The organism is Variovorax sp. LjRoot175, assembly GCF_964253805.1.
In the GTDB taxonomy this organism is placed as follows: Bacteria; Pseudomonadota; Gammaproteobacteria; order Burkholderiales; family Burkholderiaceae_C; genus Variovorax.
This window is the reverse complement of the sequence record NZ_CAXURY020000001.1, coordinates 3,934,461-3,948,157: the sequence shown is the minus strand read 5'-3', so window position 1 is coordinate 3,948,157 and position 13,697 is coordinate 3,934,461. Positions and strand designations below refer to the sequence as shown.

General features: G+C 67.9%; 16 protein-coding genes. 4 read left to right on the top strand and 12 right to left on the bottom strand.

Annotated features, from left to right (window positions below; all coding sequences use genetic code 11):
• Positions 1-29: 29 nt before the first annotated feature.
• Positions 30-479 (top strand): CBS domain-containing protein, encoded by a 450-nt coding sequence (locus ACSQ89_RS19575; RefSeq protein ID WP_093103159.1) that lies wholly within the window; start codon positions 30-32, stop codon positions 477-479.
• Between the two features lie 4 nt (positions 480-483).
• On the opposite strand, the gene ACSQ89_RS19570 is transcribed toward ACSQ89_RS19575, so the two are convergent.
• Genes ACSQ89_RS19570 through ACSQ89_RS19560 form a run of 3 tightly spaced genes read right to left on the bottom strand, consistent with a single transcriptional unit; the run spans position 484 to position 3,804 of the window.
• Positions 484-1,467, bottom strand: coding sequence for a Bug family tripartite tricarboxylate transporter substrate binding protein (locus ACSQ89_RS19570; protein ID WP_436291024.1), 984 nt, complete (start codon positions 1,465-1,467; stop codon positions 484-486).
• 2 nt (positions 1,468-1,469) lie between these two features.
• Positions 1,470-2,552 carry an adenosine deaminase family protein gene (locus tag ACSQ89_RS19565; RefSeq protein ID WP_436291025.1) on the bottom strand — a complete coding sequence of 361 codons (1,083 nt, stop codon included), beginning with the start codon at positions 2,550-2,552 and terminating at the stop codon, positions 1,470-1,472.
• Between the two features lie 34 nt (positions 2,553-2,586).
• Positions 2,587-3,804 carry a polyhydroxyalkanoate depolymerase gene (locus ACSQ89_RS19560; protein ID WP_436291026.1) on the bottom strand — a complete coding sequence of 406 codons (1,218 nt, stop codon included), beginning with the start codon at positions 3,802-3,804 and terminating at the stop codon, positions 2,587-2,589.
• Positions 3,805-3,926: 122 nt separating this feature from the next.
• Between ACSQ89_RS19560 and ACSQ89_RS19555 the strand changes: the two genes are divergently transcribed.
• Positions 3,927-4,589, top strand: a complete 663-nt coding sequence (locus ACSQ89_RS19555) for a glutathione S-transferase (RefSeq protein WP_093103165.1) — start codon at positions 3,927-3,929, stop codon at positions 4,587-4,589.
• A 6-nt stretch (positions 4,590-4,595) separates the two neighbouring features.
• On the opposite strand, the gene ACSQ89_RS19550 is transcribed toward ACSQ89_RS19555, so the two are convergent.
• The 4 genes from ACSQ89_RS19550 to ACSQ89_RS19535 all read right to left on the bottom strand — a co-directional run bounded on the left by ACSQ89_RS19550 (position 4,596) and on the right by ACSQ89_RS19535 (position 8,131).
• Positions 4,596-5,615 (bottom strand): SRPBCC domain-containing protein, encoded by a 1,020-nt coding sequence (locus tag ACSQ89_RS19550; RefSeq protein ID WP_436291027.1) that lies wholly within the window; start codon positions 5,613-5,615, stop codon positions 4,596-4,598.
• Entirely contained in the window at positions 5,612-6,550 is a 939-nt protein-coding gene (locus tag ACSQ89_RS19545) for an SAM-dependent methyltransferase (protein ID WP_436291028.1), read from the bottom strand. The genes ACSQ89_RS19550 and ACSQ89_RS19545 overlap by 4 nt, the downstream gene beginning before the upstream one ends.
• 22 nt (positions 6,551-6,572) lie before the next feature.
• A complete protein-coding gene (locus ACSQ89_RS19540) occupies positions 6,573-7,484 on the bottom strand; it encodes an NAD-dependent epimerase/dehydratase family protein (protein ID WP_436291029.1) in 912 nt (303 codons plus the stop codon).
• Positions 7,485-7,552: 68 nt separating this feature from the next.
• A complete protein-coding gene (locus tag ACSQ89_RS19535) occupies positions 7,553-8,131 on the bottom strand; it encodes a GbsR/MarR family transcriptional regulator (protein WP_436291030.1) in 579 nt (192 codons plus the stop codon).
• Between the two features lie 127 nt (positions 8,132-8,258).
• On the opposite strand from ACSQ89_RS19535, the gene ACSQ89_RS19530 reads away from it, so the two are divergent.
• Both ACSQ89_RS19530 and ACSQ89_RS19525 read left to right on the top strand, forming a co-directional pair.
• Positions 8,259-9,347 (top strand): PA0069 family radical SAM protein, encoded by a 1,089-nt coding sequence (locus ACSQ89_RS19530; RefSeq protein ID WP_093103171.1) that lies wholly within the window; start codon positions 8,259-8,261, stop codon positions 9,345-9,347.
• Positions 9,348-9,356: 9 nt separating this feature from the next.
• Positions 9,357-9,890: a gluconokinase gene (locus ACSQ89_RS19525; protein ID WP_436291031.1), complete on the top strand. Its 534-nt coding sequence runs from the start codon at positions 9,357-9,359 to the stop codon at positions 9,888-9,890.
• On the opposite strand, the gene ACSQ89_RS19520 is transcribed toward ACSQ89_RS19525, so the two are convergent.
• Genes ACSQ89_RS19520 through ACSQ89_RS19500 form a run of 5 tightly spaced genes read right to left on the bottom strand, consistent with a single transcriptional unit; the run spans position 9,854 to position 13,691 of the window.
• Entirely contained in the window at positions 9,854-10,465 is a 612-nt protein-coding gene (locus ACSQ89_RS19520; RefSeq protein ID WP_436291032.1) for a 3'-5' exonuclease, read from the bottom strand. The two genes, ACSQ89_RS19525 and ACSQ89_RS19520, sit on opposite strands and share 37 nt — an antisense overlap.
• On the bottom strand, positions 10,462-10,812 hold the full coding sequence (locus ACSQ89_RS19515) for a TfoX/Sxy family protein (RefSeq protein ID WP_436291033.1): 351 nt from the start codon (positions 10,810-10,812) through the stop codon (positions 10,462-10,464). Before ACSQ89_RS19515 ends, ACSQ89_RS19520 begins: the two co-directional genes overlap by 4 nt.
• A complete protein-coding gene (fghA, locus tag ACSQ89_RS19510) occupies positions 10,809-11,672 on the bottom strand; it encodes an S-formylglutathione hydrolase (RefSeq protein WP_436291034.1) in 864 nt (287 codons plus the stop codon). The genes ACSQ89_RS19515 and fghA overlap by 4 nt, the downstream gene beginning before the upstream one ends.
• Positions 11,669-12,589 carry an alpha/beta fold hydrolase gene (locus ACSQ89_RS19505; protein ID WP_436291035.1) on the bottom strand — a complete coding sequence of 307 codons (921 nt, stop codon included), beginning with the start codon at positions 12,587-12,589 and terminating at the stop codon, positions 11,669-11,671. Before ACSQ89_RS19505 ends, fghA begins: the two co-directional genes overlap by 4 nt.
• Positions 12,582-13,691, bottom strand: a complete 1,110-nt coding sequence (locus ACSQ89_RS19500) for an S-(hydroxymethyl)glutathione dehydrogenase/class III alcohol dehydrogenase (RefSeq protein WP_436291036.1) — start codon at positions 13,689-13,691, stop codon at positions 12,582-12,584. Before ACSQ89_RS19500 ends, ACSQ89_RS19505 begins: the two co-directional genes overlap by 8 nt.
• Positions 13,692-13,697 lie beyond the last annotated feature (6 nt).

Sequence of the window (13,697 nt, the reverse complement as noted above, 5' to 3'; positions counted from 1 at the left end):
ACGCCGCCGAGCAAGTGAGGAGCACCACGATGAAAGTCAGCGACATCCTGCGCGTGAAGGGCAACACGCTCTACACCGTCACGCCCGACGAACCCCTGTCCGATGCGGTCAACACCATGGCCGACAAGGACATCGGCTCGCTGGTGGTCATGGAGCATGGCGACCTGGTGGGCATGCTCACCTTCCGCGAAGTCATCGTCGCCATCGTCGGCAACGGCGGCCAGGTCGGCGGCACGCTGGTGCGCAAGGCGATGGACGACCATCCCGTCACCTGCACGGCCGAAACCGACCTCGACGAAATCCGCCGCATCATGCTCGAGCGCCATGCGCGCTATATGCCGGTGATGGACAAGCGCATGCTGATGGGCGTGATCAGCTTCTACGACGTCGCCAAGGCCGTGGTCGACAGCCAGAACTTCGAGAACAAGATGCTGAAAGCCTATATCCGCGACTGGCCGGCGGAAGACGAGTCCTCGTAGCTCTTCACTCCTTGATGTTCGCCGCCTGCACGATCTTCTGGTTGCGTGCGTACTCGGCGTGTACGAACTTGCCGAGTTCTTCAGCCGAACCGCTGCCCGGTAGCGCGCCTTGCTCCGTCAGCTTGGTGCGCACCTCGGGGTCCTTCAACACCGCATTGAGCTCTTGGTTGAGGCGGATGACGATCGCCGGCGGCGTGTTGGCCGGCGCGAAGATGCCGGTCCAGCTCAGCATCGAATAGCCCTTGAGGCCCGGCATCTCGTCGAAGGCCGGCACGTTGGGCAGCGCGTCGAGACGCTTGCTGCCGGTCACGCCCAGCGCCTTCAGGCGGCCGCCGTTCACATGCGGGATCGCGCTGGTGCTGATCAGCATGGCCAGGTCGATCTGGTTGCCGATCACATCGGTGGCGATCTGCGCGCCGCCGCGATAGGGCACATGGGTCACGTAGATGCCGCTTCTTTCCTTGAGCAGCTCCATCGCGAGCTGCAGCACCGTGCCTACGCCCGAGGTCGCGTAGTTGTACTTGCCCGGCGCGGCCTTGGCGAGCTTGACGAAGTCGGCGTAGCTCTGCGCCGGCAGGCCCGGCCGCGCGACCAGCACCATCGGCGCGGTGTTGAGCATGCCGACCGGCGCCAGGTCCTTCAGCGGGTCGAACTTGAAGGCGGCGGGGTTGATGAGCTTGCCGATCGCGATCGCGCTGTCCGGCCCCGCCACCAGCGTGTAGCCGTCGGGCGCCGCGTTGGCGGCCTTGGCCACGCCGATGGCGCCGCCGGCGCCGGTTACGTTCTCGATCACGACCGACTGCTTGAGCCGTTCGCCTAGCTTGGTGGCGACCAGGCGCGCATTGAAGTCCACGCTGCCGCCGGCAGAGTAGGGAACGATCAGCGTGATCGGCTTGGCGGCGGGCCATGCGGGCGCTTGGGCGAATGCCGCGCCGGGCAGCGCGGCCAGGAGCATCGAGGCGAGGAGCAGGGGCTTGGGTCTAGGCATGGTCAGTCTTCGGAAGTGATCTGGTCTTGCGGCAGCTGTGCGCGCAGCGCATCGAATTCGGCGCTCCATTGCACGCGCCATTCGCGGCGCGTCGTGTCGTCGATCCATGCGCCGTCGAGCCCGTTGTGCATGAAGCCGCGCAGATCGTCGAGGCCGAAGCCGAAGTCGCGCACCATCATTCCCCAGGCTTGCGTGGGCGTGACCTTGTGCAGCGTGGGGTCGTCGGTGTTGGGATGGATGCGCAGGCCCAGGCCGGGCATGCGGCGGATCGGATGGTCCAGCGCCCAGCGCTCGGGCGGCAGCGTGCGCAGGTAGTAGGAGTTGGTCGGCACCACGGTGAAGAGCACGCCGCGCTCGGCGCACTCGCGTGCGAACTCGGGCTGGTCGACCACCGTGTAGCCGTGGTCGATGCGGTCGACCTGCAACACGTCGAGCGCGGTGCGCACGTTGGTCCACGGCATGCCGAACTCGCCCGCGTGCGCGGTCGTCTTGAGGCCGGCGCGCCGCGCGTCGCGGTACGCCTCCTGGAAGAGCTCGGGTGGCCGGTCGACCTCGCGGTAGTCGATGCCGATACCGATCACCTCCTCGCAGAGGTTGGCCGTGACCCAGCCGACCATCTCGACAGCAGCCTCGGGGCTGGCCTCGCGGTCGATGGCCGCGATCAGCCGGCCGGTGATGCCGAACTCGTCTTTTGCGTCATGGATGGCGCGCACGATGGCCTCTTGCGCGCTGCGGTAGGCGATGCCGGAGTCGCGCACCGTGCCGGTCGGGTTCCAGAAGAACTCGGCGTAGCGCACGTTGTGGGCCGCCGCGTCCTCGAGGTATTCGAAGGTGAGCCGGTGCAGGTCGTCGGGCACGCGCACCAGCTGCGCATCGAGCGCGCGCAGCACGCGAAGCACGCCGACCGGCTTCTCGCCGCGCGTGTAGAAGCCTTCGATCTCTTCATCGGCCAGCGGCCGCCCGGCGCGGCGATTGAGCGCCGCGAAGCTGTCGTGCCGCACTGTGCCGAACAGGTGGCAATGCAGCTCGAGCTTCGGGATCGCATGCAGGAAGGCATCGAGCGGGGAGGCGGGCGCGGGCGTCATCCGGGCCAGTCTAGACCAGCGCCAGCCAGTGGAGTCAGTGCACCTCGGCAGCCGTGTGGATCGCCTCGCGCACCCGCGGATAGATCTGCGCATTCCACTTGCTGCCGCTGAAGACGCCGTAGTGCCCCACGCCCGCCTGCAGGTGGTGGGTCTTGAGGTAGGGGCGCACGCCGGTGCAGAGGTCTTGCGCTGCCACCGTCTGGCCGACCGCGCAGATGTCGTCGCGCTCGCCTTCGACGGTCAGCAGTGCGGTGCGGCGGATGGCAGCGGGGTTGACCTTGCGCTCGCCCACGGTGAGCGCGCCGCGCGGCAGGTCGTAGGTCTGGAACACGCGCTCCACCGTCTCCAGGTAGAACTCGGCCGGCAGGTCGTTCACCGCCAGGTACTCGTCGTAGAAATCGCGGATGGTGGCGGCCTTCTCGATTTCTCCTTCGACCAGGTACTCGAAAAGGTTCTGGAACTGCTGCTTGTGGCGCTCCGGGTTCATGCTCATGAAGGCGGTGAGCTGCAGGAAGCCGGGGTAGACGCGCCGCATCATGCCTGCATGCGGCCAGGGCACGCGGCTGATCAGGTTGCGTTCGAACCAGCCGATCGGGCGCTCGTTCGCAAGCTTGTTGACGGCCGTCGGGTTGATGCGGCAATCGACCGGCCCGGCCATCAAGGTGAGGCTGCGCGGCGTGGACGGGTTGTCGTCCTCGGCCATCAGCGCGGTGGCCGCCAGCGCCGCCACGCAGGGCTGGCAGACCGCAACCATGTGCACGCCGGGTCCGACGGCCTCGAGAAACTTGATGAGCTGCAGCGTGTAGTCGTCCAGGCCGAAGCCGCCATGCCAGAGCGGCACGTCGCGGGCGTTGTGCCAATCGGTCAAATAGACGTCGTGGTCCCGCAGCAAGGTGCGCACGGTTTCGCGCAGCAGGGTCGCGAAATGGCCCGAAAGTGGTGCGGCCAGCAGCACCGGCGGATGCACCGCGCTGGTGTTCTTGCGGAAGTGAAGCAAGGTGCCGAAGGGCGCGACCAGCGCAACCTCTTCATGCACGGCCACTTCTTCGCCGTCGACCGTCACGCTCTGGATGCCATAGGCCGGCCGCGTGTGGGTGAGCCGCATGCGCGAGTAGACCTCCATGGCGGCGGCGATGCGCCGCGCCGCGCTGCGCTGCGAATTCTGCTGCCACAGGGAACTGCCGAGGTACTGCGCCGCGAGCCGCGATGGCGAAAGCAGGTCGGCGCTGGTTTGGTAGGCCCTGTACAACATATATACCTCTCGCAGGCAATTTGCGGGCCAAGGCGCGCGCCGGGGTGGGTGCGGCATGCACTGTTCTGGCACAGGCCTTGCACACACTGCAGGGCCTATCCCGGCAGCCGAGGAGCGTCCCCATGGCGAGCAGCAAACCCGTTCTCACGATCAGCAGCAAGAACTACGGCGCATGGGCGCTGCGCGGCTGGCTGATGTGCCGGCTGGCGGGGCTGGACTTCGTCGAGAAGGTGATCCCGCCCGACGACCCGGCCATGAAGGCCGAGATGCTGCTGCTGTCGGCCTCGATGCTGGTGCCCTCGCTGCAGCACGGCAGCGTGAAGGTCTGGGACACGCTCGCGATCGGCGAATACCTGAACGAGATCAAGCCCAAGGCCGGGTTGCTGCCGGCCGACATCAAGGCCCGCGCCCACTGCCGCGCGATCTGCGGCGAGATGCATTCGGGCTTCGGCTCGATGCGCGGCGCCTTGCCGATGAACATCAAGGCCAGGTTTCCCAACTTCAAGATCTGGTCGCGCGCGCAGACCGACATCGATCGCATCGCCCTGATCTGGCGCGAGTGCCTCAAGGCCTACGACGGCCCCTTCCTGTTCGGCAAGGAGCCCAGCATGGCGGACGCGATGTACGCACCGGTGGTCACCCGCTTCATGACCTACGACGTCGCACTCGACCGCGCCTGCGCCGCCTACTGCAAGCGGATCGTCGAACTGCCGGCCATGCAGGAGTGGATCGAGGCGGCCAAGCTGGAGCCCGAGGAGATTGACGAGCTCGACGCGGAGTTCTGATCAGGATCACGCGGAAGGCGCTTCGCTGCGCGCCTTGTAGAAGCGCAGGATGTGCTCGGAGAAATCACCCAGCAGGAAGTGCGCGACCCGGTCCGCATACCAGTTGAAGCGCGTGCTGACGCGCCAGGACACGTCGATGCGCAGCTCGGTGCCGCCATCGCGCGGCGAGAGCGTATAGGCCGAATCGCGCAGGTCGAAATAGTGGCCGCCGATCACCACGTGGTCGTCGAGCGCGCCGGCGGGAAAGGAGTCGGGCGCGAAGCGGTAGCGCCACTTCACGCGCCGCGACGGTTCCCATTCGGTGATGAGCTCGTCGAAGTGCACGTCCTTCTGCCAGCGCACTTTGCGTACCCGGCCTTCGGGGCTTTCCTCGGTTCGTCCTTCCATGGGCATCGGCACGCCGATCCGGTAGGCCCAGGCATCGCCGACTTCGTCCGGCCGGATGTCGCGCGCATCGTTGAGCGATTGCCAGACCCGCTCGGCCGGCGCTGCGATGAAGATCGTGCGCGAGGTGCTCGAGAGCTGCTGGGGATCGGGCAGCGAGGGCTCGATCGCGCCGAGCAGCAGTGGCAAGGCCGCGATGCCGTAGAGCGTCGGCCGCGGCCAGTCGGTGACGCGGCAGACCACGCCCATCATCAGGCCGCCCAGGCTGCCCATGAGCGCGAACAGCGGCACGATGACGATGGCGCAGATCAGGCCCTCGATGTAGATCATCAACGTGCCGCCCACGAACAGCGCCGTGGCGCACCACGGCGCCCAGAGGTAGTACCAGAAGCTGCGCCTGCGGCTGCGCTCGGCGAGATAGACCGTGACCGCGCCGCAGAGCACCGGTGCCAGGTAGATGAAGCTGCCGAGCATGGCCGAGTAGCGTTGGCCCGGCGAGCCGCTGAAGGCCAGGCGCATGACCAGGGCCGCGGCCGCGCCCCCGAACAGCGGCAGGAGCCAATGGAAGGGCAGCTCGACCGCCGGCGGTGCGGCGACGTGGTGCGTGCTTCGCTGGTGCGCCGGATCTGCCTCCTCGCTCATGCGCGGCCCGCCTCGCTCGCGTCGCGCACGGCGGTCACCATGCAGTAGTCGAAGTCGCGCCAGAACAGGCCCAGCGCGAGGGCGCAATAGCTGGCGACGATGTGCTTGCGGCGCCAGGGCGAGAGGCGGCCGCGCGCCTTCCAGAGCTCGGCCAGCGTGAAGCGCGTGGCGAGCACAGGAATGTGCAGCGCGCTCGGTGCCACGCGCCAGCGCAGCGACTTCACTTCGACTTGCGCGAAGCCGTGGCTCTGGAGCGTTGCGGCGAAGTCGTCGCGCGTGGCCAGCGTGGGCACGGCCCAGCTGTCGGCCCAGAGCCGGTGCAGCCAGCCGGCGATGCGGCCGGGCTGGCGGCGCAGCAGGAAACCGTCGATCACCACCAGCCGCGCGCCGGGCTTGAGCAGGCGCGCGGCTTCGGCGACGAAGTCGGCCTTGGTGGCGCCGCTCGCATAGCAGGCGCTCTCGACCGCCCAGGCGCCGTCGGCCTGCGCGGTGGGCAGCCCGGTGCGGTTGTAGTCGGCCTCGACGTGCGCTACGCGGTCGGCCACGCCGGCGCCGGCATCGAGCCGGGCCGCGATCGTGTTCTGCACCGCCACGTTGGTCACGGTCACCGCGTAGAGCTTGGGGTGCTCCATGGCCAGCGTGCGCGCGGTGGCGCCGGCACCGCAACCGAGGTCGACCACGCAGGCTGGCTTCGCGACGTCGAGCTGCAGCGCGCGGCCCACGGCGCGGTTCATCTCGACCAGCATGCCCTCGCGCCGCAACGGATTCAGCCCTGCGCGCCAGAAGCCGAAGTGCATGTTGTAGCCCGGGCTCCAAGCGCGGTAGTCGTCGGCGACCTCGGTGAAGTAGTCCTGCGTGTCGCTCGGCGTCACGGGGGCATGCGAGGGCGCGGCAGGTGCCGGCAGCGCGATGCGTTGCGGGAGGGTGTCGCTCATGAAGTGCTTTCCTGAAGTTGATTCACAAGGTGTCGGCGAAATCGCGCAGGTCGCGCGGCGCGGTGCCCAGCCAGCCGCGCAGCGGCGCATTGCTCGCGACGTTGTCGAGCTCGAGCATCACGCGGGTGTCGGTGCACCACGGCACGCCGGGTACGAAGTCGCCGGCGCGCGAACTCAGCACGCCCACCCATGCAGGCAGGCGCAGCACGCGGGCCGGCTTCGGCGCACCGCCGCGCCGCGCGCTGCGCAAGGTGGCGATCAGCTCGGCCAGCGTCATCGCGCGTGCCCCGCCGAACTCCACCACGCCGCGGGAGGGCGAGGCCGGGTCGGCCAGCACCGCCACGGCACGTGCGAGATCCTCGACATAGACCGGCTGCAACTTGGCAGCAAGCGCGGGGGCGGGCATCGCCAGCACAGGCAGTGCGGCCAGCGTGTGGAACAGCTTGGTCGCATCGCCGCCCTGGCCGAGCACGACCGAGGGCCGCAGCGCGATCCACGACGGGCCGCCGGCGGGCAGGGCTTGCAGTACAGCTTCGGCGGCGCGCTTGGTGCGCGCGTACTGGGTCGGGTTGTCTTTGTCGTTGCGGCCGATGCCCAGCGCCGAGATCTGGACGATGCGGCGCACGCCGGCCTGCGCGCAGGCTTGGAAGAGCGCGGCCGGCGTGTCCGTGTGCACCGCCTGCATCGGCCGGCGCGCGCTGTCGCGCAGCACGCCGACGGCGTTGATCACCGTGTCGAAGCCCGCCAGGCGCGGCAGCCAGGTCGCGGCATCGGTGTCGCGCGAGTAGTCGATCGGCAGGTGGGGCAGGTCGGTGCGCAGGCGCGTTGCGCTGCCGCAGGTCACCTGGTGTCCCGCCTTCTGCACCGCGGCGGCGATGCGGCTGCCGATGAAACCGTTGGCACCGCAGACGAGGATGTTCGATGAAGTGGTCATGGCGCTACTCCGGGTTTGAGTTCTTCTCGATGCTTCAGTCAAAACAGAAATAAACACGCAAAAAAATGTCAGAGCATGGGCAGGCTGGCATGGTGCGCGTCAGGATCGTCCTTGCCGCGGTTCGCATCGCCGCGCACGAACTTCTGCACGCTTGCGCCCAGCGTCAGCACCTTGTCGAGGGTGCCGGGCGACAGCCGCAGCATCTCGTCGGCCCAGGTGCCCAGCTTGGCCATGAGTTCCATGGTGGAGCGGATGCGGTCCTGCGCGTCGGCCGGCTCCTTGCCGAAGTCGGGGCTGGCGATGATCTCGCGCAGCACCCGCACGGTGGGGTCGAACTCGCGCTCCTTGCGCTCGCGCACCACGGTGCGGAACAGCTCCCACACGTCGACGCTGGTCTCGAAGTAGTCGCGCCGGTCGCCCAGTACGTGGGTCACGCGCACCAGGTTCCAGGCCTGCAGTTCCTTCAAGCTGTTGCTCACGTTGGAGCGGGCCACGTTGAGCGTTTCGGAAAGCTCCTCGGCATGCAGCGGCTTGCCATGGGCGAAGAGCAGCGCGTGGATCTGCGACACGGTGCGATTGACACCCCACAGGGAGCCCATCTCGCCCCAGTGAAGCACGAATTTGCGTTGGATTTCGGTCAGTTGCATGGTGTGGCCTTGCGATCGAGTTTATGGTTTTCGAAATTTCTGTCAATAAAGAAATGAAAATCTGATGCGGCGCTGGCCAATTGGTGAAATACTGTATGTTCATACAGTTTCCAAGAGACATTTCACCATGGCCGATGTTTTCATTCCCGTCCATGCCCTCAAGGGCCGAGGCGCGGCCACCCGCCTGCCGCACCGCTTCGAGCGCGACGTGCGCGATGCCTACGACGACGGCTGGGGCACGCTCGAAGAAGGCGCGGCCGAGCCGCTGCCGCCGCTTCAAACAGAGGTGCGTTTCGAAGACGTGAAGTCGGTGTTGTGCGAGAACGATTCGCCAGACATCTACTTCGATCGATCGATCAATCCGTATCGCGGCTGCGAGCACGGCTGCATCTACTGCTTCGCACGGCCCACGCACAGCTACCTGAACCTGTCGCCTGGCCTGGACTTCGAGACCAAGCTGATCGCCAAGCGCAACATCGTCGAGGTGCTGCGCGCCGAGCTCGGCCGCAAGAGCTACCGGCCCAGCCACATCGCGATCGGCACCGCCACCGATTGCTACCAGCCGATCGAGCGCGAGCTGCGGCTCACGCGTTCGGTGATCGAGCTCTTGAAGGAAACGCGCCATCCCTTCGGGCTGGTCACCAAGTCGAGCGCGGTCGAGCGCGACCTCGACTTGATCGCGCCGATGGCGGCCGAGCATCTGGCGGCGGTGTACGTGACCATCACCTCGCTCGACGGCGAACTCGCGCGCAAGCTGGAGCCGCGCGCGGCGGCGCCGCACCGGCGGCTGCGCACCGTGCGCACGCTGGCCGAGGCCGGCGTGCCGGTGGGTGTGAGCGTGGCACCGCAGATTCCCTTCGTCACCGAGGACATGGAGCAGGTGCTCGAAGCCGCGTGGGAGGCCGGTGCGCGCAGCGCCTTCTACACGGTGATCCGGCTGCCCTGGGAGGTGGCGCCGCTGTTCAAGCAGTGGCTGGAGCTGCACTACCCGCAGCGTGCGGGCCGCATCATGGCGCGCATCCACGAGATGCGCGGCGGCAGGGATTACGACGCCGACTTCGCCACACGCATGGTGGGCAGCGGCCTGTGGGCCGACCTGATCCGCCAGCGCTTCGAGAAGGCGACCCGGCGCATCGGCTTCAACCGCGAGCGCATCGCGCTCGATCTCAGCGCGTTTCGGCCGCCCGGCGAAGCGGGACAGGGCAGTCTGTTCTAAAGTCGATGCATGGATCGTTTCTGGATCGTTGTCATGGGGGTCTCGGGCTGCGGCAAGTCGAGCCTGGGTGCGGCGCTGGCCGCCGAGTTCACATTGCCGCTGATCGAGGGCGATGACTTTCATCCGCCGGCCAATGTCGAGAAGATGCGCGCCGGCATTGCGCTCACCGATGCCGACCGCACCGGCTGGCTGGCCACGCTGGGTCGGGAACTCGCCGGCCACCGGCAGGGTGCGGTGCTGACCTGCTCGGCGCTCAAGCGCGACTACCGCGAGCGGCTGCGCGCCGCGGCGCCGGGGCTGCGCTTCGTGTTCATGGATCTGTCACGCGAGGAGGCCGAACGCCGTGTCGCGGCGCGCGCGGCGGAGCACATGTTCCCGGCCAGCCTGGTCGCCAATCAGTTCGCGACCCTCGAATCGCCGGTCGGGGAGCCGGGGGTACTGGCCGTCGATGCGTCGGCGCCGCTGGACCGGCTCGTGGAGCAGGTCCGGGCCTGGCTGCAGCAGGATCAGCGCGCCGGCGGCGTGAGCCCCAGCGCCTCGTAAACGCGGATCGCCGCGTAGGCATCGTTGGCCGCGTAGCGCAGCTGCGCATCGGTCAGCTGCTTGTGGGCCCAGTTCGAGGTGGTGGCCTTGCGCGACTTCACGAAGCGGCGGTCGAACACCAGCGCCACGGCCGTCTTCACGCCGACCGACTTGCGGTAGCCGCGGCGGCGGAACTCGGTATCCAGATCGAAGACGGCCTGCGGCTCGATGCCGAAGCGCTGCCGGATCAGGCTCAGGTCGGAAGAGAGGCCGAAGCCGACCTTGGTCAGTTCGGTCGAGGCGAGCAGCCCGGCCAGGACCTCGTGGAACTCGCTGCGGTGCAGCTGGAAGAGCCAGGCCGCATCGCGCGTCGCGAACTGCAGCACGTGCGGGCCGCCCGAGACCTCGAACTTCGCGAAGGTCGGCTTGGATTCGGTATCGAAGCCGACCACGCCGCTGGCTCGCAGCGCCGCCACGGCCTGTTCGGCCTTTTGCGTCGTGTCGACCACGTGGATCTGCTGCAGGCCCAGGCCTTCGAAGACTTCGAGCAGCGCGATCTGCTCGCGTTCGGGCAACGGGGGCGGCATTCCGGTCATGGTGCTTTCGATCGTTTCTTTGGCGCGGTGCCGGATCGCAAGGCGGCTTCCCAGGCGCGCCGGGCCCACAGCGCGGCCTCGTCGCGGTCGTCGAACACCTCGGCCGGCGCTTCCCGGTAGGACGTCTGCATGGTTTTCCCGTTCCTCGTGTATTCGAAAGCCGGCAATCGCAGCCGGTCGAAATGCTCGACGCTTTGCGGGTCGGCCTTGAGGTAGAGCGTGTCGCGCGCCACCAGCGCGAACATGCGCCCCTCGTGGTAGATGCCGTGGCCGCCGAACATGCGCCTGGCTTCGATGCGGCCGAAGCGCTCGAAGACCTCGTGCAGGCTCCGGACGAACTCGCTCAAGTCAATGCCCCGGCATGGTGGCGCAGGTGGTCCGCCATGAAGCTCTGGATGAAGTAGTAGCCATGGTCGTAGCCGGCGTGTCGGCGCAGTTGGAGCGGCTGGCCCGCTGCGCGACAGGCGGCCTCGAACAGGTGCGGATGCAGCTGTTCTGCCAGGAATTTGTCGGCCAGGCCCTGGTCGACCAGGATGCCGGCCGGGTAGGGCGGTGCGGTCTGCGACTGCATCAGCGCGCAGGCATCGTGCGCGAGCCAGGCGCTGCGCTCGGCGCCGAGGTAGCCGCCGAAGGCCCTCTCGCCCCACGGGCACTGCGTCGGCGCGCAGATCGGCGCAAAGGCCGAGAGCGACTTGAAGCGACCCGGATGCCGCAGCGCCAGGGTGAACGCGCCATGGCCGCCCATCGAGTGGCCGAAGAGGCCGATGCGCTGCCCGTCGATCGGCAGGGCTTGCGCGACCAGCGGCAGCAGCTCATGGACCAGGTAGCTTTCCATGCGCCAGTGCTGCGCCCACGGCGCCTCGGTGGCGTCGAGGTAGAAGCCGGCGCCGATGCCGAAGTCCCAGCTCGCACTCGCGCCGGGCAGGCTCTCGACGGCGGCGCCGCGCGGGCTGGTGTCGGGCGCGATCAACGCCAGGCCCAGCTCGGCGGCCATGCGCTGCGCGCCGGCCTTGACCATGAAGGTCTCCTCGTTGCAGGTCAGGCCCGCGAGGTACATCAGGGCCGGCACCGGGCGCTGTTCCGCTTGCGGAGGCAGGAACACCGAGAAGCGCATCGGCAGCCCGATTTCGCGCGAGGCGTGCTCGTGAAAGCTTTGCATGCCGCCGAAGCAGCGGTGTTCGGAGAGGGTCTTCAGGCTGTCGGTCATCGGCCGATGTTGCCATGCACGAGATCGCGCACGGCATCGACGAAGGCCTGCGGTTTTTCCTGCGGCAGGTTGTGGCCGGCGCCCTGCACGACGCGGTGCTCGTGCCGGCCGATGAAATGGTGGCCGTGGTCGGCCGTGCCGCCGACCGGCATCACGCCGTCGTCGGTGCCGTCGAAGGTGATGCTCGGCACGCTGATGTCCGGCTGCTCTGCGAGGCGGGCCTCCAGGGCCGCGTACGCCGGGTCGCCGGCCGCCAAGCCATGGCGGTGGCGGTAGGAGTGGATCACGATGTCGACGAAATCGGGGTTGTCGAAGGCCGCCGCGCTGCGCTCGTAGGTCGCGTCGTCGAACTGCCAGATCGGCGACCACATGCGCCACAGCAGCTTGCACAGCGCGCGCCGGTTCTGCGCCAGGCCGGCGCGGCCGCGCTCGGCGTGGAAGTAATACTGGTACCAGTACCGCGCCTCGTTTTCCGGCGAGATGGGCTGCCGCGCCGCCGCGATGTTCTGGATCTTGTAGCTGTTGACCGAGATCAGGCCCGTGCAGCGCTCGGGCCACAGCGCCGCGGCCACGCAGGCCGCGGTTCCGCCCCAGTCGTAGCCCGCGAGCACCGCGCGCGGGATGGCCAGCGCATCGAGCAGGTCCCGCACGTCGGCGCCGATCGCGGCCTGCTCGCCCGATCGCGGCGTGCCCGCGTCGGCGAACTGGGTCGGGCCGAAGCCGCGCAGGTAGGGCACGACGACGCGGCAGCCCTCGGCCGCGAGCTGCGGCGCCACCTCGACGTAGGACTGCACGTCGTAGGGAAAGCCGTGCAGCAGCAGCACCGGCGGGCCATCGGCCGGACCGCTTTCGTGGAAGGCGACCTTGAGCACGCCGGCCTGCACGCGGCGCAGGCTGCCCAGAGCGTTTTCATTCATAGAGCACCACTCCCCGGATCGACTCGCCGCGCTTCATCAGGTCGAAGCCCTTGTTGATGTCCTCCAGCGGCATGGTGTGGGTGATCAGGTCGTCGATGTTGATCTTGTTCTCCATGTACCAGTCGACGATCTTCGGCACGTCGGTACGCCCGCGCGCGCCGCCGAAGGCCGAGCCTTCCCACTTGCGGCCGGTGACCAGCTGGAAGGGTCGCGTGCTGATCTCGGCGCCGGCCTCGGCCACGCCGATGATGATGCTGCGGCCCCAGCCCTTGTGCGTGCATTCGAGCGCCTGGCGCATCACCTTCGTGTTGCCGATGCACTCGAAGCTGTAGTCGGCGCCGCCGTCGGTGAGCTGCTGAACAGCATCGATCACGTTCTCGGTGTCCTTGGGGTTGATGAAGTGCGTCATGCCGAACTTGCGCGCCATCGCCTCGCGGGCAGGGTTCAGGTCGACGCCGATGATCTTGTCGGCGCCCACCATCTTCGCGCCCTGGATCACGTTGAGCCCGATGCCGCCGAGGCCGAACACCACCACGTTGGCGCCGGCTTCCACCTTGGCGGTGAAGATCACGGCGCCGATGCCGGTGGTGACGCCGCAGCCGATGTAGCAGACCTTGTCGAAGGGCGCATCCTCACGGATCTTGGCCAGCGAGATCTCGGGCGCGACCGTGTAGTTGCTGAAGGTGCTGGTGCCCATGTAGTGGAAGATGGGCTTGCCGTCCAGGCTGAAGCGGCTGGTGGCGTCGGGCATCAGGCCCTTGCCCTGGGTGCCGCGGATCAGCTGGCACAGGTTGGTCTTGCGCGAGAGGCAGAACTTGCACTGGCGGCATTCGGGCGTGTAGAGCGGAATGACGTGATCGCCTTTCTTGAGCGTCGTGACGCCGGGGCCGACGTCGACCACGATGCCTGCGCCTTCGTGGCCGAGGATGGCCGGGAAGATGCCTTCGGGATCGGCGCCCGAGAGCGTGTAGTAGTCGGTGTGGCAGATGCCGGTGGCCTTGATCTCGACCAGCACCTCGCCGAACTTCGGACCTTCGAGGTCGACGGTTTCGATGGACAGAGGAGCGGCGGATTTCCAGGCGACGGCGGCTTTGGTTTTCATGGGGAG